Origin of the sequence: Paraburkholderia gardini, from assembly GCF_907164575.1 — a bacterium.
GTDB lineage: Bacteria > Pseudomonadota > Gammaproteobacteria > Burkholderiales > Burkholderiaceae > Paraburkholderia > Paraburkholderia gardini.
Map to the genome: position 1 here is coordinate 127,993 of NZ_CAJQYY010000014.1, position 25,572 is coordinate 153,564.

Consider the following 25,572-nt stretch of genomic DNA (forward strand, 5'->3'; position numbering starts at 1 on the left):
GAGAATTCCCGTTTCGAGAGTGAGCACACTCATCTAGCATCCCGCTCTTTCACGCGCTACACGCGTGCTTTCCGGTATAAGAACTGTCGATGAATCTGCTTCAGGCCATGCGCGTCTTTCTTCAGGTCGCGGAGAATAATTCGTTCGGGCGCGCCGCCGCAAGTCTCGGTCTGTCGAATGCCGTGGTGACACGCTATGTCGCGCTGCTGGAAACGCATCTGGACACGCGGCTCGTCAACCGCACCACGCGCAGCCTTTCGCTGACCGAAGCCGGCCATGAATATGCAGATGGCTGCCGTCAGGTGCTCGACCAGATCGAGACGGTGGAATCGCAGGTTGCGCGCAGTGCCAGCGAGCCCTCGGGAACGCTCAAGCTCGTCGCTGTGGCGTCGTTCTCGCTCTTCGGTCTGACACCGCTGCTGCAGCACTATCACGCGCAGCATCCGAAGGTGAAGCTGTCGGTCACGCTGTTGCACCGGCCGGTCGATCTGATCGAAGAAGGCTTCGATGCCGGCATCGTCGTACCGGGGCAAATCAGCAGCGAAACCATGATCCGGCGTCCGCTATTCAAGGTGCATCCGGTCGCCGTCGCGTCCGCGCGTTATCTGGAGACGTATCCCGCGCCGGAGCAACCCGACCAGCTGGTCACGCACACCTTTCTGGCGCCGTCAGCCGACATTCACAGTTCGACCTGGCGCTTCGCACACGCGGACGGGCACGCTCAGACGGTAAGTCTTAACCCCGCTTATGCAGTCAACAATTCGGTCATGCTCCGGCAGGCCGCGCTGGCGGACATGGGCATCACGATTCTTCCCGGGAACCACGTCGCGGCGGATCTCGCGCAAGGCGTGCTGGTACGCGTGCTACCCGACTGGCGCATCCTCGATGCTGACAAGGAGCTATCGCTCGTCTATCCGGGTCGTCGCCACGTATCGGCCAAGACGCGTTCGTTCGTGGATTTCACGGTGAATTACTTCCGCGCCGGCCTGCCGCCCGCGCACCTTTCCATATATTCCAATAGTTAATTGCAGAATCTGGTCTCAATCTTTCGGCACGGAACGCGTACTCTCCGACCTGCGAGAAGCGACTCCTTCATCGAAGGATGTCTCCAAACCTTTAACGCGGCTACGGCCGCGTTTTTTTCGTCTGTACCGCGCTGGTCACGTTGTCTTTCTTGCCGTGACACAGTCGCGTCACACATCATCAGGCGAGCAGTGCCGCCTGCTCTTCGATACCGTCCAGAATCGTCCCGCACTGCGCGACGAGTGCGTGCCCCTCCGCGCGAAGCTGTGCGGACGGCCACTGCTGCATCCCTTGCCGGTACCGCTCCAGTAACTCGAGCAATGGCGGATACTGCAGCACACCCGCAGCACCCGTCACGCGGTGGTGCCACTCCCGCAACGGTTCGATGTCCGGTGAATCGACGGGTGACGAATCGACGGGCGACGCCTTGTCGATGCCTTCCAGTAACATTGGCAACGCGCGCAGGTCGTCGCGCACCGCGGAGACAAACGCATCGAGCAGCGACTTTACCGTCGACTCGCTTCCCCACAACTGGGTCATATAAGCGAGGTCGACCGGCACGAATGCGCGCGTCGGCAGGGGCGTAGAACGACCCGTCAAGGATGTGTCATCGACGTCCGTTATCTGCGAGGTTTCGCCCGGCTCACGCGTGATATCCGCGCCAAACCAGCGCGCGAGATAATCGCGCAAGGTGGCAAGACGCGTGGGCTTGACAAGGCAGTCGTCCATCCCGGCTTCGCGGCAAGCCCGCAAGTCTTCCGGCGCGGTGTTGGCGGTGATGCCGAGAATCGGCAGCCGCATCGCATCGCCCTTTCCGTGTCTGCCTTCACGCGAACGCACTTCCCGCGCCAGTTCGTAGCCCGACAGATTCGGCATGTGACAATCGGTTATCAGAAAACCGTAGTGCGTGCGCTCAAGTGCGGCGAGGGCTTCGGCGCCGTCATCGACCACGTCGCACGCGAAGCCGAGCAGCGCGAGCTGATGACGGATCAGTTCCTGGTTGACCGGATGATCTTCGGCCACGAGCACGAGCCGCCCGCTCGCCATCGCGCGCTCGCGATCGGGCTCGACGCCCCCGGTTTCGATCGCGTCGGTCTGCCGCGAGGGCACGCCTGCGAGGCCGCTCAGCGCCGCTGCGCACGCCGCGCCCAGCCCGCGCCATGAAATCGGATTGATACTGAGCCTGACGTTGTCGTCAACGATGCGATAACCCGTCGGCTTCGGCTTTTCCGTCAGGCACACCACGCGCACATGCGAGGGAACCTCGTTCGGGATGACCAGGCCTTCAACGATGAAAAGCAGATCGACAGCGGCGAACATCGCAGACGTAGAATTGTCGAGCGCGGCCGGCGAGACGCGCTCCAGCGCAAGCCCAAGCGCCTCGCCGAAGTGCATCATCGCCTCGGCCACCTGCGTGTCGGCGATGACAACCATGCCGCGTTTACCCCGCAACCGGCCAGCGGTATGGCTTTTTCGTTCGACCGGCATCGCGAGCCGCAGTGTCATGCGCGTGCCGGTTCCAGGCGTGCTCTGCAGCTCGAGCGTGCCGTCCATCAGATCGACCAGCTTGCGGCAGATCGTCAGCCCGAGTCCCGTGCCGCCGAATCGCCGTGTCGTCGACGATTCGGCCTGCACGAACGGCTCGAAAAGTCGCGCCTGCACGTCCGGCGCGATGCCAATGCCCGTATCTTCGACGACGATATCGACGGTCTGCACGCTGTCCGTCTGCTCACGCAACGCGACCCGCACGTCCACCTCGCCGGCTGGCGTGAACTTGATCGCGTTGCCAAGCAGATTGAAGAGAATCTGTCGCAGCCGCACGCTGTCGCCGCGCAAACTCGCGGCCACATCGGGCTCGACGTCGACACGCACTTTCAGTCCTTTTTCGTGCGCACGCCCCGCAAGCAGCCCGACTGCGTTGTCGACCAGTTCGCGCAGTTCGACCGGCTCCGATTCGATTGTGAGCCGGCCCGCCTCGATCTTCGAATAATCGAGCAGATCATCGAGAATCTGCAGCAGCGCGCCCGCCGACTCGTGGATCATGCCGAGCATCTCGCCCTGATCGGCGTTGAGCGGCGTACGTTCCAGCACTTCGACGAGACCCAGCACGCCGTTCATCGGCGTGCGGATTTCGTGACTCATCATCGCGAGAAAATCGTCCTTCGCGCGCGATGCCGCTTCGGCGACGTCCCGCGCGCGCGCCAGTTCGTCGGCGCGGGCGTGATCGGCGCTCGCGTCGACGCCGTAGCCACTCCACACGATGCTGTGCGCCGCCTCGCGACGCGGCACCAGTTCCGCATGCACCCAGCGAAAACCGGGCGCGCCGCCGTCGAGGCGAAATTCGACGTGAACCGGCTGCAGCGAGCGCGCCGAGCGCACGAGGGCAACCATCAACGTGCGTCGATCTTCCGCACAGACGCGCCTGAAATCGAGGCTGCCCGGTTCGGTCAGCGCGCGGCCATCGTTGCCCAGCAGGCCCTGCGTGTCGCCGCCCACGTAGAGAAAGGAATATGCGCCGGACGGGTCGCGACGCAACTGGAACACAACGGCCGGAAGCGAACGCGTGACGTCGAAGAGGCGCCGCTCGGTTTCGTGCGCGAGCACTTCCACGTTACGGATATCGGTGATATCGACGAGTGTCCCAAGCACGCACGAAGGCGTGCCGTCGATGCCCGTGCACATGCATGTCCAGAACAGGCCGTGTCGAACGTCGCCCGCGCGGCCGGTGAATTCCAGCTCGATCTGCTGCCACGCGCCGCTTTCGAGCGTGCGTCGCGTCATGTGGTCGAGACTCACGCTGTTCGCGGCGCCCCAGGCCTGAACATCGAGGCTCGTCCGGCCGATCACCGCTGAGCGGGCGAGTCCTGTGGACGCCTCATACGCACGATTGACGGCGATGTACCGCCCGTCGAGATCCTTCGCGACGAGCGGGTAAGGCACCATCTCCATCATCGTCTGCTGGAAATTGAGCTGTGTCGCGAGTTCGCGCTCGGTACGCTTGCGCAGTCGCATTTCACGTTGCAGCAGTGCATAAGCGCGCAACGTCACAAACAGGATTACGCCGATCGCGATCAGAAACGGCAGCAGACGCATCGCGCTGACCGACCCGATTCCGCGCAGTGGCGCGGACGGAACGATCCACCGGTTGCGGATACGATGCCGCTCATCCTGCGACATCGCCGACAGCGCGCGATCGAGATCGTCGCGCAGCGCGGGACGCTGGCGCGGTACGGCGAAGCGCAATTCGCCGGTACGCCCTGTCTCGTCGAACGCGACATCGAGGTGAGCGAATGCGCCACTGGAAAGCTGCGAACGGACCGCGGGCGCGAAGCCGAGATACGCATCGGCTTCGCGACGTTCGACGGCAGCGAGTGCGGCCAGCGTATCGGTATAGGTGAGAACGTGGGCGTGTGGATAGCGCGCGGCAAGGAAGCCCTCAAGCGCGAAACCCTTTTCGATTGCGAGACGGGCGCCCTGCAACTGGCTGCGCGTGAAGGACGCGCTGCGCTCCTCGCGCGTCACCACGGATAACGGCGCACGAAAGTACGGCGCAGTGAACAACAGGCAACGATCGCGCTCAGGCGTGCGTGCGACGCTCATCAGAACGTCGATCTGCCCTTCGCACGCGGCGTCGAGCAGTTGCGGCATGTCGGCGTACGTGCGGGTTTCGAGCCTCACGCCCGGGCCGGTGAGCGCACGCAGATAGTCGACGCTCAGGCCGTTCAGATTCGCGCCATTGACGCTCTCGAACGGGGCCCAGCCGCCCGCGAGCACGCCGATGGTCAATCCGGCCGTGGATACATCGGTCAGCGTGGCCGATGCGGACTCCAACGGCACAACTGCGAGCGCGACGTGAGCAACCGACGCAAACGCGAACACCACGCAAACCAGCATGCAATGCATCACACGCTGCACGAGGTCCCGCCGCGAAAACGCGAACTGAATCTTCATTTGGGTTCTGGGTATCGGCGCGGCGGAATCACGGGCGTTCCACCGCCTTGCGTGTCACCCCGGCTGCACGCGCTTTCCGATCGACGCCTGGGCATGAATGCAGAAGACCGGCGAGCACACCGCCGGCGATCGGTGCGGCCCAGAAAAGCCAAAGCTGATCGAGCGCCCAACCACCGACGAAGAGCGCCGGCCCGCTCGAACGCGCCGGATTGATCGAACCGTTCGTGACCGGTACGGCAATCACGTAGATCGCGCATAGACAGGCGCCGTTCACCATGGGCGCGATCGTGCGCAATGCACGCCGGGATATCTGAAGATTCATCCATACGAACGCGAGCGACATCGTCAGTTCGAGTACAAGCGCCGACTGCAACTGGAAATCGCCGGGTGAGTGCTCCGCATAGCCGTTCGCACCGAAGTCGCTGATCGCAAGATCGAACCCGGGCCGGCCGCCGGCGACGATGTCGAGCAAGGCGGCGCCCGCCGTCGCTCCGAGGATCTGCGCGGCGATATAAGGCAGCAGGTGGCTCACGCGGAAGCGTTGCGCGACGGCGAAGCCGATCGTCACGGCAGGATTGAAGTGCGCGCCGGACAGCCCACGCGCGGCATAGCTGGCGGTGGCGAGCGCGAGCCCGAACGCGACCGGTGCCACAAGGCCCGCACCGCTGCCTTGCGAAAGCGCACCGTTCAGAATCAGACTGCCGCAGCCGACAAACACGATCCAGGCCGTGCCCGCTGCTTCCGTGAGCAGACGGCCACTCAGACTGGACATGCCGTCTCCGTCGCATCCCCGTCGCTCGCCACGACAGCGAAATTCGCATTAAGAATAAGATATTCGATATGCATAACGAAATATATAGGAGCCAGTTTCACCCGGGACGCGCGAGTATGGGGTCCGCCTTCCGCGCTATTTATCGGACGATTCCTAAATTGACTGCGCCCGCGGAACCGGCGACACGCTTAAATCAAACCGGTTTGTCGCGCGTAATCAGCAAGCTCGACTTCGGAAGTAAGGCCGAGCTTGCGCATTGCGCTGCGTTTCTGGGTGCTGATCGTCTTGCTGCTGCGATCGAGCGTTCGCGCGATGCGATCGATCGTCATACCGTGTGCGTACATCTGGAAAATTTCCCACTCACGCGGGCTCAACACGCCCAGCCGCGGTTGCGAGGACGGATCGGCGGCTTCCAGTGCGCGCCGCGCGTGACCGGACAACCATAACGTGCCGGCGACCACTGCTTCGATGGCACCCAGCAGTGAATCAGGCGCATCGCGTTTGTCGACGATTGCGCCGACGCCGATGTGCAGCAGCCCGAGCAACGTGTGCGTGTGATGGATCATCGTCAGCACGACAACCTGCGGATGCGGCGACTCCCTCAGCACACGGCGCAACAGCGACACCGCATTGCTCTCACCACCGATACCGGGCATGGCGACGTCGGAGATGATCACGTCGCAGTGGTAGTGATCCAGCAGTTCGGCGAGCGCCTGGGTATCGGCGGCCTCGCCGACAACCCGCACGTGCGGCGCGGCCGACAGCAACGAACGCAGGCCGTGCCGCACGCTGCTGTGATCGTCGGCAAGGATGACGCGAACGGTTTCTTTCAACGCGCGGCCTGCACGGCGGCTTCGGTCACGACACCATGGTCGACCGCGAAGCGAAACAGCTCGACATCGGTGTGCAGGGCGAGCTTTTTCATTGCCGTGCACTTCTGCGCACTGATTGTCTTGACGCTGCGTCCAAGCCGCGTTGCGATTTCAGTCACGCCGAGACCGGTCGCGTAATGTGTAAACACTTCCATCTCGCGGCGTGACAGTAGCTGGCGCACCTGATCGAGCTGACGCATTCGCGTGGCGTCGGAAAGTTGCGCGCGAACCGTCGGGCCAAGGTAGCACTCGCGCGCCAGCACGGTCACGATTGCCACGTTGATCAGGTCGATGCGGTCGCGCTTGCTCACCACCGCGTTTGCACCGAGATTGACAGCCTGTTGCAGGGCCTGCGCGTCGGATTCCATGGTCAGCAGGACCAGCGCGACATGCGGATGACGTGCCCGAAAGTGCGCAATGGCTTCAAGCCCGTCGCTGTGCTCATCACCCGGCATATGCAGGTCCATTACCACGAGGTCGCAGCGCACCTCCTCTGCCAGCGTGAGCACCTCGCCCGAGTTCGATGCGCGCCCCACGATCCTGATGTTCGGAAAGCCCGACAACAGGTGTTCCACGGCAAGCAAAACGAGTGGATGATCGTCGGCGATGATGGTTCGAATCGAGGTGGCAGGTTCGCCGGTGTCGCTGCTGTCGCTAAGGCGGGGGTGGGTCATGAGGTTCGTCTCCGGCGCGGGTCTGCACGTGGATGCCCGCGTGGTGCGGGCGTCCTGTCTGCCAGATCGAGAATCGAATATTTACCATCCGCTCGACATAAGAAAGGTCTTAAATCCCCCATTCTCCCCGACAACGTCCTTCATTTGCTTAGTCATCCGATTCTTTTCACGCCATGCCGTGTGCACGCATGAATGCGAACAGGCCTGGATCATTGCTTACACCCAGCTTGAGCATCGCGTCGCGCTTCTGACGGCTGACGGTACGCACGTTGCGATCGAGCCGGCGCGCGATTTCGCTGATCGACAGCCCGCTGACGAAAAGACCGACCACTTCGGTTTCACGCGGCGACAGGCGTGGAACTACCGTCATCTCGCTCGCTTCCGAGCCGGCTTCCGCCAGCGTGGCGAGAATCGATTTGCTGACGTAGGAGCGTCCGTAGCTGACCGTGCGCACTGCCGTCGCCAGTTCTTCCATCGAACCGGTTTTATTGAGCACGCCAGAAACGCCATCGGTCATGATCGAGCGCAGGATGCCGGCGTTCGTGAGACTCGTCAGCACGATGATCCGGATCTGCGGCCAGCTCTGGCGGATGCGGCGCATGAGACGCAGACCGTCTTCGGCCGGTGCGCCCGCTTCCGGCATGGTCAGATCGGTCACGAGCACGTCGCACGGCTGGCGCTCGAGCAGCCGCATCAGCGACTGCGGGCCGTTCGCCTCGCCGACGACTTCGATGGTCTCGTGCAATGCGAGCGACGCACGAACGCCGATCACGACAAAGGGATGATCGTCGGCGACGACGACCCGTATTTTCGGCATGTTTTCTCTCCATGTTGGTATAGGTGTGAAGTCGATACCCGGAGCGCGCCTGGGAAAACCGGCGCGCTCCATGCCTGATCACATCACCACAAAAAGAGAACAAAAATCAGAGTGCTCTGAATCGTATGACAAATCGTAGTTTGGCTAGAAATCTCCGCCGGCCGGATTGAAACTGATTCACGCCGGCGTCGGCTTGACGCCACGCGAAACGGCGGCCCGCGGAAAGACAGGCAGCGCAGCCAGTGCGCAGAGGCTTCCCATTGCCCAGACGAGCGGCCACGATCCGATCGACAGCACCAGCGGAATGGCGAGCGGCGTGACGAACATCATCATGAACACACAGGTGTTGCCGATCGCGAGCGCGGTGCCGGCGCGGCGCGTGCCGGCGAGCGTCGCCAGTTCGGTGAAGGCGACGCCGTGCCATGCCGAGGCCGACACGCCACCCAGCACGATCGTCGCGGCGAACACGGTCGCCATCGCCGCATGTGACGCGCCCACGCCTGCCGTCAGCACGGCAAGCGGCGCGAACAGCAGTGCGGTAACAAGGCTGCACGCGCGCATGTATGCACGGCGGTTACCGCGACGATCAGTCCAGTGACCGCTCCAGACGCGCATGATGGCCGCGCCCGTCTGCACCGCCGCCATCGTGACGCTGATCGTGAGCAGGCCCGCGCGGCCGAAGTCGTGCAGAAAAACGGTGGCGAACGTCACGACGGTCAGTTGCGGCACGCACAGCACGCCCATGCCGAGCGCCGTGCGCCAGATCCGGACGTCGCGCAGCGGCGAGGTTTGAGGCGCCGTGCGCGCGTCTTCACGCGTGGCACGCGCGACGCCTTCCACGGCAGGCGGTTCATGCAGCCAGCGCCATGCGAATCCTGCCGTCACCGCGCACAGCACCGCCAGCACGCCATACACGCACGCGAAGCCGTGCCACGCAGCCAGCGCCGGCAGGACCAGCGCGCCAACGCCTCCGCCTGCCGGCACAGCCGTCTGCCGGATGCTCATCGCAAGGCCGCGTTCGCCTTCGCGAAACCACGCCATGACGGCGCGACCGCTCGAACCGTTGACGCTGCCGCCCAGCAGCCCGACCAGCAGTAGCCCCGCCGCGAGCATCGGGACACCGGGCACGTACGCGCCCTTCGGTGACACGAACCCCGCCATCGCCGCGAGCGCCGCCGCGGTAAGTCCGAGGCCGAGCAGCAACACCCGCCGGTCGCCCCAGCGGTCTGTGAGCACGCCCCACGGCAGCTCGCTCACCGCAATGCCCAGCCCGAGCATGCCAAAGAGGAGCCCAAGTGCGTGATTATCGACGTGATAGCCAGAGCGGATAAACACCGCCGTGGTTGGAATGCCGGAGAACGCCGCCGAAAAACTCGCGTTGGCCGCGAAGCCGACGCCTAGCACTTTCCAGCGATGGCCGCGCCCCCGCGCACCGGATATACCGGGTGAAAGATGACCGCTCATATGACCTCCCGATGGTTCGATGACGCAATCGTACGGATGGACTATCCATCGGAAAAGCGGGAAAATCAGATCACTTTCATCGGAGTTTCCGAATCATGAACCAGCGTGCGTTCGATCTTGCGCAGCTTCGAACTTTTGTCGCCGTGGTCGAGGCCGGCACTGTTTCGGGGGCTGCGGAGCGAGTGTTCCTGTCGCAGTCGTCGGTCAGCGAACAGGTGAAAAAGCTCGAGGAGCGCGCCGGGCAGCCGCTCTTCGTGCGCAGCAAACAGGGCGTCACCGCGACGCCCGCCGGCACGAAGCTGCTCGCTCACGCGCGCCGCATTCTCGCGATGAGCGAAGCGGCGTTCGAGGACCTGCAGGGGCGCGCGCTCGACGGCGAACTGCGGATCGCGATCACCGACTACTACCGGCCGCACGAAATCGCGGGTGTGCTGAAGACCTTTTCGGAACAGCATCCGCGTCTGCGTCTGCACGTGACGGTGCTGCCGAGCGCGGTCATCGACAGCGCCAGCGACGACACGAGCTTCGACATCGGCCTGTCGCTACGCCTCGTGACACCCGAAAGCAAGCGTGCCGCCGCCGGAAACGGCCGCCAGAAAGGCTCGGTTATCCGCCGCGAAAAACTGGTGTGGGTAACATCGGCCGATGCAGACCCGCGTATCGCGACGCCTTATCCGCTGGTGCTGCTGCCATCCAGCTGCCAGTTACAGCGCTTTGTCGTGAAACTGCTCGACGAACGTGACGTGCCCTACGTGATCTCGCATTCGGCGTCCGGCGTGGCAGGCTTGCAGCTCGCGCTGAAGGCGGGTCTCGGCATCTCGTGCCTGAACGAGTCGTCGATTGGCGGGGGACTTGTCGCCTGCCCCGCTTCGGTACGCCTTCCTGCGTTGCCGGCGGTGGAGTTTCATCTGCTGCCGGGCCGTCCCGGCGAGGACGATCTCGTCGCCAACGCCCGCGCCGCGTTGCAGCGCCTTTTCAGCTGAGTCGAAAAAAAGCGACGCGCCGCGAAGACGCGGGCGTCGCTCTCACTTCGGAACCCAAGGTTTCAGTCAGGCCCGAACCTGAAGTCAGATGGCCACCGGCGCCGGCAACGCAGCCGGGCGCCGCTCCACGCGGGTATTCAGGGAAGCCGCCGTGCCCGTGCCCGTATGGAACACCGCGACCGCGGCCGTCAGGCGCCGCGCCTGGTCTTCGAGCGAACTCGCCGCAGCAGCCGCCTGCTCGACGAGCGCCGCGTTTTGCTGCGTCACCTCGTCCATCTGCGCGACGGCGAGGTTCACCTGATCGATGCCTGTACTCTGCTCCGACGCAGCCGCCGCGATCTCGCTCATGATGGCGCTCACCCGCGTGATGGCGTCGACGATTTCCGTCATCGTCGAGCCCGAGCGCTCGACCAGATCCGCACCCGCTTCGACACGCGCCGTCGATTCGCCGATCAAGCCCTTGATCTCCTTCGCGGCACCGGCGCTGCGCTGCGCGAGCGAACGCACTTCGCTCGCGACCACGGCGAAGCCGCGGCCCTGTTCACCGGCGCGCGCCGCTTCGACGGCGGCGTTGAGCGCGAGAATGTTCGTCTGGAACGCGATGCCTTCGATTACGCCGATGATGTCTCCGATCTTGCGCGAATCGCTGACGATGTGGTTCATCGTGCCCACCACCTGCTGTGTGAGTTCGCCGCCCTGAGCGGCGAGACCCGAGGCACCCTGCGCGAGCGAACTGGCCTGCTTCGCGTTCTCGGCCGTCTGCTTGACCGTCGACGTGAGCTGCTCGATGCTCGCCGCGGTTTCCTCGAGCGAAGCCGCCTGTTCTTCGGTACGCTGCGACAGATCGGCGTTGCCCGAAGCGATCTCGCTCACGCCGGTATCGATCGATTCCGTTCCGCTGCGTACCGTGTTCACGGTCGCGATCAGCGATTCCTGCATCTTGCGCAATGCGGAAGCGAGCTGACCCATTTCGTTGTCGCCGGTAATCGCGACGCGGCCGCTCAGGTCGCCGCCCGCGATGCGCTGGAACTGCGCGATCGTCGCGTTCACCGGATGCACGATCGCGCGCACCATCGCCACGCGGCCCACCCACGCAAGCACGAGCGACACCGCCATGCCGACCGCGACCATCACGCTCACAGCGTTGAAGCGGACCTGCGCGTCGCCGTAGCGCTGCTCGGCGTGGTCCAGTTGCAGTTTCTCCAGCACGAGCATCGACTTCTCGAAGTTGCTATAGAGCGACGGCAGCCTGTGCGCCTGAAGCTGCTGGAAGGCGGGTCTGTCGCCGGCTTTCAGCGCGGCCATCGCAGGCTCGACGCCTTCGTGCAGGAACGCGTCGCGCTTGTCCTGCATGTCCTTGATGAGGCGCTGCTCGTCGTCATCGGTACCTGCCTTGCCCAAATAGTGGTCGAGACGTTCGTTCGACGATTTCTGATACTGATCGAAGCGCTTGAGCACGGCGTCGGCGCCGGCGTGGTCGTTCAGATCGACTAGCGACGCGTAAGTCGCGAGCGCAAGGCGCAGGCGCAACAACTGGCCGGCGCTGCCTTCCAGATCCGCGACCGCCGGGGTATCGACCGTGTACATCTGTTGCAGCGATTCATTGCTGGCGCGCAGCGACAGCAGGCCAGCCGCCGCACCGACGAGCAGGACGATCCCGAAAAAGGCAATCATCAGGCTGAGGTACGTGCGAATCGACAAATTCTTCAACATACATTGTTCTCCGTGATGCAGCCCCGGCGAGTCCGGCGCCTCGTGTACGGCTGGGCTTCCGCGTGTTCGCTGTATCCCGGCCGCTCCGCTCCATCCGTTTTTCATTAAGCGGACGCAACATATCTGGTTGACGGCCTGGCCGCCGAAAACTTGAAGGCGTGAGTGCGCCGCACGCGTGTCGAAGTTGACGCGGCGCAATGTTTCGGAAACAGGGGCAGAGGCTGTGGCCCGGGGCAACGGCTAGCGGCCGGTCATTCCGCCATCGTGGGAGACGCCGCTTCGGGCTCCTTCTGGATCCGCTGGCGCCGGTACCAGACCGTCCACACCGTCAGCCCGCCGTAGACGGCATAGCCGAGCAGCGCCGACGCATGCGCGGCGCGCGGATCGCCCGGCCACGAATAGACGATGGCGCACCGCACGAGATTCTCCGACGTCATGAAGACACCCCAGACGAGCGTCATCATGCGCAGCGCAGCCGCGAGCCCCGGGCGGACTGTCCAGTTCTGCTCGAATTCGGCGGCGCGGGCCGGGCTTTCGCGTGCGATCGTCGAACGGCCGAGGTAATACACCATCGGGCGCCGAAACAGCAGCGACACCAGAAACGATGCGCCGACCATCCCGGACACGAGCGGTTCCTCGAGCACGCGCTTTCCCGGACCGCTGCTGATTCCAGGCGCAACCAGCGACAGCGCGATCCCGACGAGCACGAGTGCGCTCAGCGCGTCGAAGTGACGGTGACGCGACAGATCCCACGTCATCCACGCGAGCAAAGGCAGTGTGGACGCGAGCAGACCGCCTGCATCGCCCCAGTGCGGCGCCGCGAGGCGAAACGCGAGCCACGGCAGCAGCAGGTTCACGCAGACCGCGGACAGGTATCTGAGCCGGTTTTTCATGCCTGTGATATTGGCAGACTTTCTCATGGCGTAATGTGTCGCAGGTACGATCCTCGCCCGCGCATGCGGCGCGATCAACGGCACGTGAGATGGCGGAAAAACACGGGAAGACACACATCGCGAACATGACGCTGCATATGGACCGGGATGTCCAGCATTGCCTGTCGCGGCGGCTTGACGGAGAGTAGCGAAGCTACAATTACCGAAGCATCGCGATATGACCGAAGTGGAATCGGGGCTGGTGGTGTTCGTCGTGCTTCTGGTCGCGACGGGAGTCGGCGTGCTCGTGCGGCCATTGCTGCCGGAAGAGCACAAGGCGCATGAAACTGTGCAGCTGATCCAGCTCGTGATCGGCATGCTGGTCACGTTCGCCGCACTGGTACTGGGACTGATGACGGCGTCGGCGAAGACCAGTTTCGATACGGTCGCAAACGACTTCCGCGCCTACGCCGCCGATCTGATCCAGCTCGACGTCAAGCTGCGCGACTACGGTCCGGATGCATCGAAGGCACGCACGCTGCTGCGCGCCTACACGGCCGAAGCGATCGCGACGACCTGGCCCATGGAAACGCCGCCGCCCGGCGACTACTACCAGAAGAACATTCCGCACGATCCGCGGAATCTGGAGAACCGCCGCCTCGGCCACATGCTCGACCTGGCTGAAAGCGAAATACGCGGCCTGAATCCGTCCGACGCGGCCCATCGGACGCTTGCCTCCGAAGCGCTCGACCAGTTCACCATCCTGAGCAAGGCGCGCTGGAAACTGATCGAGGAATCCCACAGCTCGATTTCCGACCCGTTCTTCCTGATACTCACATTCTGGCTGTCGGTGATCTTTCTGAGCTTCGGACTGATCGCGCCGCGCAACGCGCTCGCACTGGTGACGATCACGCTCGGTGCGCTATCGATCGCGTCGGCGATTTACGGCATCGTCGATCTGGATTCGCCGCTCACCGGGCCGATCGTCGTTCCCAGCCAGCCGATGCGCGATGCGCTCGCGCATCTGTCATGACCACCGCGATCGTTCCCGGCACGATAAGGCTCGTCATCAGTTTGTCGCGCTGATATTCGGTGCATGTCGAAAAGTCGATATCCGTGACGTTCGGATGACTGGAACGAAACATGCTTTTATCGAAGAACCAGGGCCCCTCGATTCGGGAACGACATGCAACTCTTTACAGTCCAGCACCCGGAAACCGCAGTCAACCGCGTGCGCCTTTCGCTCGCAAACGTACAGACTGCAAGACACCGCCGCCGCACAGTGAAGGTGCGCGGTGCCCGTACAGATCGTGTCCGTTTCAGGTCTAGCTGTTGCTATTTAACCAAACACTAGCAATAGCAGCCCTTTCGATCCTATAGTTAAAGTGCTTTCTTAAGTTTGGTGTGCAGTGCGGGGAGGTGTGAAATGAAACGCAGAACAGCGCGTCAACTGGTTCGACTGCTTTCCGACATCCGGCATTCGGCTAATTGCAGAATGCTTCGGGCGGCCGCCGCCAGCAATGAACTGGAGCGCATCCTGAACGAAGAAGACCCGGCGCCGCCAGAGCACGCCGACGATGTGGTGGATTCGCGGCGGGAAGTGTTCGCTGGAGCCCGACATGAAAAATTCCAGTGAACAGTCGCTGCGCGGGCAGATCGAGAAATGGCTCGCGCCCTCCCCGTCGATTCCGCTGCACGTCACCCGCTTTAGTCGCGCCGCGCAAAACGGCAAACGTTACGTGTGTGTAGAGACATCCTTACCCGCCGGCCCTCGCGCATTGTTTTTCTTCCGGCATCCTGATGGTTGCTGGTGCGTATTTCCGCCAGCAGCCGACATCCCGCGGCTTCACTTCATCTGAGCCCTTCCGCCCACATCCGCTGAAATATCAGCAGGTCCAGTTCTGGCGCGACGCCGGTGAGTCCGGTGAGCATCGTGTGGACCTGCGCGCGATGATGGGTCTGATGATTGAACCAGTGCGCAAGACCGGGCGCGAGCGCCTGCGTCTTCACCTCCGGTGACGACACTCTCCGATAGGTAATGATGCTGTCGAGCGCGGTTTCGTCGAGCGAAATTACGTACGCCGTGATGCGCTGATCTTCAAGTTCGCGTGCGTGGCGCAGATCGTCGAAGCGTTCATACAGGATGGCATCGAGTCTGTCGGGCGCGTCGCCTTCCGACGTGAACCGGTACATCCAGACCCGGTCGGTGACGAGCAGATGATTCAACGTACCGTGTATCGAATGAAAGAACGCGCCGCGATCGGCGCGGTAATCGGCGTCGCTCAACAGGCTGACCGCGTGATAGAGCCGCGTGTTAGCCCATGCGTTGTAGCGTGCGAACGTATCGAAATGATCTTTCAGCGACATGGCAACCTCCGTGCGTTTCCGCTATCGTAAGTTCACGGAAGTTGATGTCAATCCTGATGCAGACGCTCAAACCAGCCGCAGATAAATCAGCTCGCGCTTGATATACGCGTAGAAGACAGGTGCCGCGATCACGCCGGGAATGCCGAACGCGGCTTCCATCACGAGCATCGCCACGAGCAGCTCCCACGCACGCGCTTCGATCTGTCCGCCGACGATCCGCGCGTTGAGAAAGTATTCAAGCTTGTGGATCAGCACGAGGAACACCAGCGACATCACCGCCGCGGGAAAGCTGACCGACAACGCAATCGCGACGATCAGCGTGTTGGAAATCAGGTTGCCGATCACCGGCAGCAGGCCGACGATAAACGTCACGATCACAAGCGTTTTCGACAGCGGCAACCGCTGGTGAAACAGCGGCAGGATCAGCAAAAGGAAAATGCCCGTGAACGTCGCGTTGATCACGGAAATCTTGATCTGCGCGAAGACGATGCGCCGGAACGCATCGGCAAACCGCGACACACGCGTGACGAACGCTGTCGAAAGCGGCAGCCGCTGCATGTGACGCGTCGCGCCGACCGCAATGATCGCACCGATGATCATACCGATCACGACGTGCCCAAAGACCCGCGCCACGCTCTTGCCGCCCTGCTGCAACATGCTGGCGTGCTCGTGCATCAGCAGCGCTGCCTTCGACTTCATCTGCTCGGCGTCGACCGGCAGATACGCGGCAATGGAAGGCGGAATACGCCCGCGCGCCTGATCGACCAGTTGCATCATCTGTTCGAGCAGCTTCTGCACGCTCGGCACGTCCTGCTCGAAGTGCTCGATGATGCCGATCGTAATGCCCGTCAAACCGCCGACGATCACCGCCGACAGCAGCACCACCGATATCCAGCGCCCCCAGTGGCCCGACACCCGTTTTTCGATCAGCGGTGCTATCGTGTGTACGAGCTGATAGACGAGCATGCCCGCGAGGAGCGCACCGAGCAGGTGCAACTGCAACACTGCCCACATCCCAAGAAGCGCCACGATATAACTGCCGATCTCGACGGCGGAGAGTTTCGGCAGACTCATATCGCTCGTCAGCCTCACCGGGCGAGGGCGCAGATCCTGCACGTGCCTGTCGTCAGGTGCCTGGTTTCGCTTCGTCATGACTCTCCCGTCCCCAACCTGGTGACGCAGTTTTATTTTTGAACCGCCGCCTGGCGCTTCAGCAACGGCGCCAGATACTTTCCGGTAAAGCTTGCTTTCGACTTCGCCACCTGCTCCGGCGTGCCCTGGGCAATGATCTGCCCGCCGCCCGCGCCGCCTTCCGGCCCGAGATCGATCAGCCAGTCGGCCGTTTTGATCACGTCGAGATTATGCTCGATGATTACGACAGTATTACCTTGATCTCGCAGCCGGTGAATCACTTCGAGCAGCAGCGCGATATCGTGGAAGTGCAGACCGGTCGTCGGTTCGTCGAGGATGTATAGCGTGCGACCGGTATCGCGCTTGCTTAGTTCGAGCGAAAGCTTCACGCGCTGGGCTTCGCCGCCCGACAGCGTGGTCGCCGACTGGCCCAGACGTATATAGCCAAGACCCACGTCGAGCAGCGTCTTCAGCTTGCGCGCGACCACCGGCACCGGCCTGAAGAACTCATACGCGTTCTCGACCGTCATCTCCAGCACTTCGCTGACGTTCTTGCCTTTGTACTGGACGTCGAGCGTCTCGCGGTTGTAGCGCTTGCCATGACACACGTCGCACGGCACGTAGACGTCCGGCAGGAAGTGCATTTCGACCTTGAGCACGCCATCGCCCTGACACGCTTCGCAGCGACCGCCCTTCACGTTGAACGAGAAGCGACCCGGATCGTAGCCGCGCTCCTTCGCCGCCGGCACGCCGGAAAACAACTCGCGGATCGGCGTGAAGAGCCCCGTATACGTGGCCGGATTCGAGCGCGGCGTGCGGCCGATCGGCGACTGGTCGACGTTGATGACCTTGTCGAAATGTTCCAGCCCTTCGATCGATTCGTACGGCGCAGGCTCAGTGGCCGAGCCGTACAGGTGATGCGCGACCGCGTGATATAGCGTGTCGTTGATCAGCGTCGACTTGCCCGAACCGGACACGCCGGTCACGCAGGTCAGGAGCCCGACCGGCAAATCGAGCGTGACGTGCTTCAGGTTGTTGCCGTACGCTTCGACGATGCGCAGATACCGCTCGTCGGGCGGCTTGCGATCGTCTGGAAACTCGATGCTACGCGCACCCGACATGTACTGGCCGGTCATCGACGCCGGATCGGCCTCCACCTGCTTCGGCGTGCCTTCGGCGATCACCATGCCGCCATGCTCACCGGCGCCCGGCCCCATGTCGACGACGTAATCGGCCATGCGGATCATGTCTTCGTCGTGCTCGACGACGATCACCGAGTTGCCGAGGTCGCGCAGATGCTTGAGCGTCGAGATCAGCCGGTCGTTGTCGCGCTGGTGCAGGCCGATGGACGGCTCGTCGAGCACGTACATCACACCCGTCAGGCCGGATCCGATCTGCGAGGCGAGCCGGATGCGCTGCGCTTCGCCCCCGGAGAGCGTTTCCGCGCTGCGATCGAGCGACAGATAATCGAGCCCGACGTTATTCAGGAACATCAGGCGCGCGACGATTTCCTTCACCACCTTGTCGGCGATCTCGCGCTTCGCGCCTTCCAGGCGCAGCGTCTGGAAGTAACCGAGTGTGTCGCGCAGCGGCATGCCGCTCACTTCGAAGATGCCACGGGCGTCGCTACCGGTGCCGATGCGCACGAAGCGCGCCTCGCGGCGCAGACGCGTGCCTTCGCAGGCCGGACACGCCTGGTTGTTCTGATACTTCGAGAGTTCCTCGCGCACCGCGACCGAATCGGTCTCGCGATAACGCCGCTCCAGATTCGGGATGATCCCTTCGAACACGTGCTCGCGGATCGACGTGCGGCCACGCTCGTTCATGTACGAAAACGGAATGGTCTGCTTGCCCGAACCGTACAGCAGGATCTTGCGGATCTTTTCGGGCAGGTCCTCGAACGCGGTATCGATATCGAATTCGTAGAACGACGCGAGGCTTTGCAGCATCTGGAAGTAGAACTGGTTGCGCCGGTCCCAGCCTTTCACCGCGCCCGCCGCGAGCGACAACGACGGATGCGCGACCACCCGCTTCGGATCGAAAAACGTGATCTGGCCGAGGCCGTCACATTCCGGACACGCGCCCATCGGGTTGTTGAACGAGAAAAGCCGCGGCTCCAGTTCCTGCAGCGAATACGAACAGATCGGGCACGCGAACTTCGAGCTGAACAGATGCTCCTTCTCTGTGTCCATTTCCAGCGCGATCGCGCGGCCGTCGGCGAGACGCAGCGCGGTTTCGAACGATTCGGCGAGGCGCTGCTTCATGTCGGCGCGCACCCTCAGACGGTCGACGACGACGTCGACCGTATGCTTGTCGTTCTTCTTCAGCTTTGGCAGCGAATCGACTTCGTAGATTTTCGCGACGCCTTCATTTGCCGTGCCGCCGCCCGAGCTCACCCGGAAACGGATGAAACCCTGCGCCTGCATTTCCTCGAACAGCTCGACGTGCTCGCCCTTGCGGTCCGCCACGACGGGCGCGAGGATCATCAGCTTCGTTTCTTCGGGCAGCGCGAGCGCGGCGTCCACCATCTGCGAGACGCTTTGCGACTCGAGCGGAATTTCGTGATCCGGGCAATACGGCGTGCCGACGCGCGCGTACAGGAGACGCAGGTAGTCGTGGATTTCGGTGACCGTGCCCACGGTCGAGCGCGGATTGTGCGAGGTCGCCTTCTGCTCGATTGAAATCGCGGGCGAAAGCCCCTCGATCAGATCGACGTCCGGCTTTTCCATCAATTGCAGGAACTGCCGCGCGTACGCGGACAGACTTTCGACGTAGCGACGCTGACCTTCCGCGTAGAGCGTATCGAAGGCGAGCGATGATTTGCCCGAGCCGGACAGGCCGGTAATCACAATCAGCTTGTGACGCGGCAAGTCGAGATTGACGTTCTTCAGGTTGTGGGTGCGGGCCCCACGGATACGGATTTGTTCCACGCGTTATTCCATGACCTGGCGGAAAGAGAGGGGGGCTAAACCTGCTACTATAACGACTTTTCCAGACCGTCGTTACGGCTTCCTGACAACGCCCGCAAGGCGCGAAGCAGGTTTGTCATGCCACGGTCAGGCGCCGCGGCGAGCGGGCTTCAGGCCCTTCAGATGGGGACGTTTGCCGCGACAGCAAGCCAGCAGCGGGCCACCGGGCAACGCACCGTGCCGCATGCCGACTGTCGCGCGCGGTACACCGCCGGGCTGAACGCATCGCGCACAGCTGCCCTGCGGTTAGCCGCCCCGATCACTCGAATATCGTTTCCGATGTCCAATCCATCCGCAACATCTTCACGCATGAGCGCGCCTGAACTGCGCGCGACCGTGTCACTCGCTGCGATCTTCGCGTTGCGCATGCTCGGCCTCTTCATGATCATGCCGGTGTTCTCGATCTACGCGAAAACGATTCCGGGCGGCGACAACGTGCTGCTCGTCGGCATCGCGCTCGGCGCGTACGGCGTCACGCAGTCGCTGCTCTATATCTTCTACGGCTGGATCTCCGACAGGATCGGCCGCAAGCCGGTCATCGCGACCGGTCTGCTGATTTTCGCGCTGGGCAGTTTCGTCGCGGCGGGCGCGCACGACATGACGTGGATCATCGTCGGACGGGTGATCCAGGGCATGGGCGCCGTGTCGTCGGCGGTGATCGCGTTCATCGCGGACCTGACCGCCGAGGAGCACCGCACCAAGGCCATGGCGATGGTGGGCGGCAGCATTGGCGTGTCGTTCGCCGTGGCGATCGTCGGCGCGCCAATCGTGTTCGAGTGGGTCGGCATGAGCGGCCTCTTCGCGCTTGTCGGCGTGTTCTCGATTCTCGCGGTCGGCGTCGTGCTGTGGATCGTGCCGGATGCGCCGAAGCCGGTACACGTGCGCGCACCGTTCGCCGAAGTGCTGCACAACGTGGAATTGCTGCGCCTGAACTTCGGCGTGCTCGTGCTGCATGCGACGCAGACAGCGCTCTTCCTCGTCGTGCCGCGCATCCTGGAAGCGGGCGGCCTGCCGGTCGCTTCACACTGGAAGGTGTATCTGCCGGTGATGGGCCTTGCGTTCGTGATGATGGTCCCCGCGATCATCGCGGCTGAAAAGCGCGGCAAGATGAAGGCGGTCCTGCTGGGTGCGATTGCGCTTATCCTGATCGGCCAGTTGTTACTCGGCCTCGCACCCCATACCATTCTGTCTGTCGCGGCGATCCTGTTCGTCTACTTCCTTGGCTTCAACGTGCTGGAGGCGTCGCAGCCTTCGCTCGTGTCGAAACTTGCACCCGGAACACGCAAGGGCGCGGCTACCGGCGTGTACAACACCACGCAGTCGATCGGGCTGGCAATGGGCGGCGTGATCGGCGGATGGCTGCTGAAAGTGGACGGTCAAAGCGCCGTGTTTTTTGCCTGCTCGGGGCTCGTGTTTTGCTGGCTTATAATCGCCGCAAACATGAAACCGCCGCCGCGCAGGGCGTAACAGAACTTATCGGTGGACGGCTGCGGCGCGGCTTCGATCTCCGGCCCAAAGGGTCGCAGCACGAAACCGCATATGGCCGGCCGCCCGCAACGGAATCAACAGGAGAAACGCATGGCATCCGTGAACAAGGTCATTCTCGTCGGCAATCTCGGAGCCGATCCCGAGGTCCGTTATCTGCCGAGCGGCGACGCCGTGGCGAACATCCGGCTCGCCACGACCGATCGCTACAAGGACAAGACGTCGGGCGAAATGAAGGAGTCGACCGAATGGCACCGTGTGTCGTTCTTCGGCCGCCTCGCTGAAATCGTCAACGAGTACCTGAAGAAAGGCTCGTCGGTGTATATCGAAGGCCGCATCCGCACGCGCAAGTGGCAGGCGCAAGACGGCACCGACCGTTACTCGACGGAAATCGTCGCCGAACAGATGCAGATGCTCGGCGGCCGTGGCGGCTCGATGGGTGGTGGCGGTGGCGGCGACGATGGCGGCTACAGCCGTGAACCGTCCGAGCGCAGCGGTGGTGGCGGCGGCGGTCGTGGTCAGGCCAGCGCGCCGCGTGGCGGCGCTAGCGGCGGCAGTGGTGGCGCCAGCCGTCCGGGCGCACCGGCCGGCGGCGGGTTCGACGAGATGGATGACGATATTCCGTTTTAATTCCGACTAACACAGTTTTTTGTTGGTAGCAGCCCGCCCTCCCTTGGAGCGCGGGCTTTTTCTTTACCCACACATTTTTTTGTGCTTTACTGAATAAACAACTAAACCACTACTCGAAAAAAAAGGTGGGTAGATGCCGCAATACGTCGCGAAGCGAATCCGCTTTCGGAACGGAGAGCATTGCTCAGTTCTACAGGTTCCTTATGGACTTCCAGTTCATGAAGTGACAGTTTTTCTGGACACGTTCCGAAAGCGGGGCCGAGCTGCGAACACGATCCACTTCGTCTGTTGCAGTCTTGCTCTTCTTTACCGGGAGCTAGGCAATGCGAAGGTCAATTTGCTCGACCGGTTGGCAGAGGGGCGGTTTCTGAGCGCTGTGGAACTTAACCGACTAGCGTCGGCGGTCCAGTATCGGGCCCGAGACCTCGATGAGGATGAGCAAGATGAAAGTAAGTCCAACGTCATTCACATTGCAAAAATGGGCCTGCGTCGGCGGAGCAACGCCGCCGATCGCAAGCCTGTCGACCCTGGAACCCAGGCGTCGCGCCTCCGATACATCGCCGACTTTCTCGCCTTCATATCCGACTACGTCGGTTCCACCCTTCCAAAAGAATTAAAACGGGAACTCAAGGCGGAAAGTGACCAGGCGCTGACCGCGTTTCGGCAACACATTCCCCCTGTGTCTAGACGAGCGAAACTTGACGCCCGCGTAGGTCTGAGCCAAGAGGAACAGGACCGGCTTGTCAGCTTGGTGCATCCTGATTCACCAGAGAACTTATGGGCCCGAGGCTTCGGTCGCCAGCGTAACTGGCTCATTGTGGTCCTCCTGCTCGCCACTGGAATGCGAAGTGGTGAACTGCTTGGCTTGCAGATCGGAGACCTGCATCCGAGCCAACCGAAGCTGCGCATCATCCGGCGGGCCGATGCGGTGGAAGATTCCCGCCCTATTCAAGCCAACACGAAGACATATGACCGTGAGATTGAGCTGACGCCCATCATCATGAGGGTGTTGTGGAACCACATCAACAAGGTGCGCTATCAGATCAAGGCAGCGCGTGCTGTTCCACAGGTCATTGTATCTGGCAAAGGGAAGGCACTATCCCAGTCGAGCATTGACAAGATCTTCGCGCAACTGCGTGAGGCGTGCCCTGGTTTGTCGGTAGCGCTGACGAGCCATGTGATGCGACATACGTGGAACGAGCGTTTTTCGGAGCAAGCTGAAACGATAGGCCTTAGTGATGCCGTGGAGCAGAAGGCCCGTAACAGCCAGCAAGGCTGGAGCGACAATTCGGAAATGGCGGCGACATACACACGTAGACATACCGCGAAGAAGGGACGTGAGATGTCTTTGAAACTTCAGGAACGACTTGATGACAAGCTCGATCACGACAAGTGAAGGCCCTCCGACTGGACTCGCGCTCCACCTGCCCGAGACTGCGTTCACGAGAAGCGGCGTTGAATTTCGACCACATGACGATGTCTGGCATTGGACCGACGGACCCTTTCGCCTACATTTGGATTTTGGCAAGGTGGAGGTGCACGCGGCATTCCTGCGCGATTCCTTGAAGCACACGTTGCTGGTGTTCGCGAAACGTAGCTCGGCATCGCATGTCATCAATCTGTTCAACGTATTCCAGCACTTTCTTGCTCTTCGGGTGGGCGTCGCGCCGCTGGTCTCGATAACTGCCCAAGAGGTTTCGAACTATGCTGCTCGGCTGCAAGACCACGAAAAATGGCGAGTCGGGACCTTGAATGTGCTCCTTCAGAAGTGGGCAGCCCTTTCCCTCTGCGGCGTCGAACCGGATTGCACGCGGTATTTGCGCGAGCGGCGCAAGCCAGGTAATGAGAAGGGGGCCGCCGTACGCACCCGCGACCCTGAGGTGGGTCCATTCAGCGAAGCGGAATACTCGGCACTCTACAAAGCGGTAGATGCGGCGTACGGCTCGGGCGAGGTGCCGCGGTGGATCGCCGTCCTGACCCGGCTACTGTTCGCGTGCGGCGGCCGGATTTCGCAGTATGCCTCTCTCAAAATGTCGGATCTTGCCGGGCGCCAAGCCCCCTTCGTGCTTAGTCTTCCACAGGTCAAAACAAGGGAAGTGCACTCTCGCGTTTCTTTCAAAGAGTTCGACCTAAGCCCGCAAACGGGCAGACTTGTGCTGGAGCACATCGAAGATTTGAAGTCGCGAGGCTTCGATGACAATGCGCCGCTGTTTCCGGCGACTGTGGTGATGACACGGGGTCCACGGGAGCAGCTTCGATCTAAGGGGGATCTGTTCTTTGGCCACTGTACGAGAGATGCTCTCTCCAGAGCGTTCATGGGTATTGTGAATCCGATTGCTCCGCCGACCGAGCGTCTTGCATTCGGACCGACTCCGGTTGCGCCAAAGCGATTCCGTTACACATTCGGGACACGACTTGCGGAGGAAGGTGCCAGTAAAGCTGTCATCGCGGAAGGCCTGGGTCACGCGGATCTTCAGAATGTAGATGTGTACTTTGAAGGTAAGCGACATTTGGCGGCCGTCTTGACGATCAGAATTTGATCTCGAAGAGGCGTTCGTTGAAGCCCTGGAGGTCAAAGGCAGCAGGATCGAAACTACCGCCACACCAGTCGAGCAACCGCTGGTGTTCTTCATGAGCGGGGTCGATGATCGCGTCGAGGAACTCGATGTAGCCGGGTACGCCGCCAACATCTTCCGGCGGACAGGCATTGCGACCGTCCAGGCAGATGGGCGAGCGCAGCTCAGGGTCAGGCGGCAGGACCTTCTCGACCTTCACACGATGCTGCCAGTTGTCGCCGTAATCGTAGATGTAGGTGAATGACTTCAGCGCGCCGAGCGCCTTGCCCAGGCTCGCCCGCGCTTCGTTGAGCATCGGCGGGTCACTCGGGAAGTCCGGATCGGGCACCCCGTAGTTGGTATCGCCGAACACGAATTCGTGCATGTGGCCGCCATCCCATCCCATCGCCAACAGCAGCACGACATGCAGCTTCGGCAGCTTGATCGAGGCAGGGACCAGCACCCGTCTCCAGACCGCCGGCTTCAGATACTTCAGCTCAATGTGCAACTGGTAGACCGGTACCTGTGAATTGATCGCGCGTAACGCAGGTTTGCGAGTTGATGCCATCGTCACGCAGCCTGCTGGAGCGGCTGCTCTACCGGCATCAAACGCCACGGCAGCAACTCGTCGATTCGGTTGATGGGATGCTCGGCGATGCGCTCGAACACCGTACGCAGATACGCATACGGTTCGATGCCATTCAGGCGTGCCGTTCCGATCAGGCTGTAGATGACCGCCGCACTCTGTCCACCGCCGTCAGAACCAGCGAACAGATAGTTGCGCCTGCCGAGAACCAGCGGCCTGATCGATCGCTCCGCGGTGTTGTTATCTATCTCGATGCGCCCGTCTTCACAGTAGCGCACCAGCGCAGGCCAGTTTCCCAGTGCATACCGGATTGCACGGGCAAGGCCCGACTTCGCCGAGACCTGCGCGAGCGTATGTTCCAGCCAGTCCTTCAGTGCGTCTGCGAGCGGCAATGCTCGCACCATGCGCACAGACTGCCGGACCTCCGGCTTGCGGGCGCGCACCTCACGCTCAATGGCATACAGGGCCGCGATACGCTCGAGTGCTTGCTGCGCCACCGGCGAGCGCTCCAGTTCGTACAGGTCGTAGAATTTGCGCCGCACATGCGCCCAGCACGCTGCCTCGATGATCGTGCCATCGCGGTACAGCGCATCGTAGCCACTAAAATGTTATGCATAACATTTCAGCGGCTATGTTGCGGCCAAATTTATGTGGCGGCGATGTCTTCGAATCAGGGCTTATCCAATCCCCCTGACTCGTGCCCGCACA

The 25,572-nt window shown here is 62.3% G+C and carries 20 protein-coding genes and 1 pseudogene; 8 read left to right on the forward strand and 13 right to left on the reverse strand.

From position 1 onward, the window contains the following. Positions 1–89 precede the first annotated feature (89 nt). Positions 90–1,025, forward strand: a complete 936-nt coding sequence (locus LPA34_RS13735; protein WP_228978958.1) for a LysR family transcriptional regulator — start codon at positions 90–92, stop codon at positions 1,023–1,025. Between the two features lie 178 nt (positions 1,026–1,203). Here the strand turns inward: LPA34_RS13735 and LPA34_RS13740 are convergent, their stop codons facing one another. The 6 genes from LPA34_RS13740 to LPA34_RS13765 all read right to left on the reverse strand — a co-directional run bounded on the left by LPA34_RS13740 (position 1,204) and on the right by LPA34_RS13765 (position 9,573). Continuing rightward, positions 1,204–4,974, reverse strand: coding sequence for an ATP-binding protein (locus tag LPA34_RS13740; RefSeq protein WP_228978959.1), 3,771 nt, complete (start codon positions 4,972–4,974; stop codon positions 1,204–1,206). A 28-nt stretch (positions 4,975–5,002) separates the two neighbouring features. After that, the gene (locus LPA34_RS13745; RefSeq protein WP_228978961.1) at positions 5,003–5,746 is read right to left on the reverse strand and encodes an aquaporin; all 744 of its coding nucleotides are present in this window, start codon (positions 5,744–5,746) and stop codon (positions 5,003–5,005) included. A gap of 188 nt (positions 5,747–5,934) precedes the next feature. Continuing rightward, the gene (locus tag LPA34_RS13750) at positions 5,935–6,579 is read right to left on the reverse strand and encodes a response regulator transcription factor (RefSeq protein ID WP_228978962.1); all 645 of its coding nucleotides are present in this window, start codon (positions 6,577–6,579) and stop codon (positions 5,935–5,937) included. Further along, positions 6,576–7,292, reverse strand: a complete 717-nt coding sequence (locus tag LPA34_RS13755; protein ID WP_228978965.1) for a response regulator transcription factor — start codon at positions 7,290–7,292, stop codon at positions 6,576–6,578. Before LPA34_RS13755 ends, LPA34_RS13750 begins: the two co-directional genes overlap by 4 nt. 166 nt (positions 7,293–7,458) lie before the next feature. Next, complete coding sequence (locus LPA34_RS13760; protein ID WP_228978967.1) at positions 7,459–8,109, reverse strand: response regulator transcription factor; 651 nt, start codon at positions 8,107–8,109, stop codon at positions 7,459–7,461. Between the two features lie 177 nt (positions 8,110–8,286). Then, positions 8,287–9,573, reverse strand: a complete 1,287-nt coding sequence (locus tag LPA34_RS13765) for an MFS transporter (RefSeq protein ID WP_228978968.1) — start codon at positions 9,571–9,573, stop codon at positions 8,287–8,289. 95 nt (positions 9,574–9,668) lie between these two features. Between LPA34_RS13765 and LPA34_RS13770 the strand changes: the two genes are divergently transcribed. Beyond that, complete coding sequence (locus tag LPA34_RS13770; protein WP_228978970.1) at positions 9,669–10,556, forward strand: LysR family transcriptional regulator; 888 nt, start codon at positions 9,669–9,671, stop codon at positions 10,554–10,556. Between the two features lie 84 nt (positions 10,557–10,640). Here the strand turns inward: LPA34_RS13770 and LPA34_RS13775 are convergent, their stop codons facing one another. Then, on the reverse strand, positions 10,641–12,269 hold the full coding sequence (locus tag LPA34_RS13775) for a methyl-accepting chemotaxis protein (RefSeq protein ID WP_228978972.1): 1,629 nt from the start codon (positions 12,267–12,269) through the stop codon (positions 10,641–10,643). Positions 12,270–12,520: 251 nt separating this feature from the next. Beyond that, positions 12,521–13,162, reverse strand: a complete 642-nt coding sequence (locus LPA34_RS13780; protein WP_228978974.1) for a VC0807 family protein — start codon at positions 13,160–13,162, stop codon at positions 12,521–12,523. Between the two features lie 217 nt (positions 13,163–13,379). On the opposite strand from LPA34_RS13780, the gene LPA34_RS13785 reads away from it, so the two are divergent. Next, positions 13,380–14,174 carry a bestrophin-like domain gene (locus LPA34_RS13785; RefSeq protein WP_228978976.1) on the forward strand — a complete coding sequence of 265 codons (795 nt, stop codon included), beginning with the start codon at positions 13,380–13,382 and terminating at the stop codon, positions 14,172–14,174. A 586-nt stretch (positions 14,175–14,760) separates the two neighbouring features. Next, entirely contained in the window at positions 14,761–15,000 is a 240-nt protein-coding gene (locus tag LPA34_RS13790) for a hypothetical protein (RefSeq protein ID WP_228979004.1), read from the forward strand. On the opposite strand, the gene LPA34_RS13795 is transcribed toward LPA34_RS13790, so the two are convergent. The 3 genes from LPA34_RS13795 to uvrA form a co-directional block, all read right to left on the reverse strand. After that, positions 14,993–15,508 (reverse strand): DinB family protein, encoded by a 516-nt coding sequence (locus tag LPA34_RS13795; RefSeq protein ID WP_228978978.1) that lies wholly within the window; start codon positions 15,506–15,508, stop codon positions 14,993–14,995. The genes LPA34_RS13790 and LPA34_RS13795 overlap by 8 nt on opposite strands. Before the next feature lie 66 nt (positions 15,509–15,574). Next, the gene (locus LPA34_RS13800) at positions 15,575–16,660 is read right to left on the reverse strand and encodes an AI-2E family transporter (RefSeq protein WP_228978980.1); all 1,086 of its coding nucleotides are present in this window, start codon (positions 16,658–16,660) and stop codon (positions 15,575–15,577) included. 32 nt (positions 16,661–16,692) lie between these two features. Further along, the gene (gene uvrA, locus LPA34_RS13805) at positions 16,693–19,569 is read right to left on the reverse strand and encodes an excinuclease ABC subunit UvrA (protein WP_228978982.1); all 2,877 of its coding nucleotides are present in this window, start codon (positions 19,567–19,569) and stop codon (positions 16,693–16,695) included. Positions 19,570–19,887: 318 nt separating this feature from the next. On the opposite strand from uvrA, the gene LPA34_RS13810 reads away from it, so the two are divergent. The 4 genes from LPA34_RS13810 (at position 19,888) to LPA34_RS13825 (ending at position 24,263) form a co-directional block, all read left to right on the forward strand. Next, positions 19,888–21,075: an MFS transporter gene (locus LPA34_RS13810; protein ID WP_228978983.1), complete on the forward strand. Its 1,188-nt coding sequence runs from the start codon at positions 19,888–19,890 to the stop codon at positions 21,073–21,075. Between the two features lie 111 nt (positions 21,076–21,186). Beyond that, entirely contained in the window at positions 21,187–21,723 is a 537-nt protein-coding gene (locus tag LPA34_RS13815) for a single-stranded DNA-binding protein (protein WP_228978985.1), read from the forward strand. Positions 21,724–21,856: 133 nt separating this feature from the next. Beyond that, entirely contained in the window at positions 21,857–23,119 is a 1,263-nt protein-coding gene (locus LPA34_RS13820; RefSeq protein ID WP_228978987.1) for a tyrosine-type recombinase/integrase, read from the forward strand. After that, on the forward strand, positions 23,094–24,263 hold the full coding sequence (locus LPA34_RS13825; protein ID WP_228978988.1) for a site-specific integrase: 1,170 nt from the start codon (positions 23,094–23,096) through the stop codon (positions 24,261–24,263). The genes LPA34_RS13820 and LPA34_RS13825 overlap by 26 nt, the downstream gene beginning before the upstream one ends. Here the strand turns inward: LPA34_RS13825 and LPA34_RS13830 are convergent. Next, on the reverse strand, positions 24,253–24,846 hold the full coding sequence (locus LPA34_RS13830) for a plasmid pRiA4b ORF-3 family protein (RefSeq protein ID WP_228978993.1): 594 nt from the start codon (positions 24,844–24,846) through the stop codon (positions 24,253–24,255). The two genes, LPA34_RS13825 and LPA34_RS13830, sit on opposite strands and share 11 nt — an antisense overlap. A gap of 2 nt (positions 24,847–24,848) precedes the next feature. Beyond that, positions 24,849–25,469, reverse strand: a pseudogene (gene tnpC / locus LPA34_RS13835) (IS66 family transposase); the annotation flags it as partial. Positions 25,470–25,572: the final 103 nt, after the last annotated feature.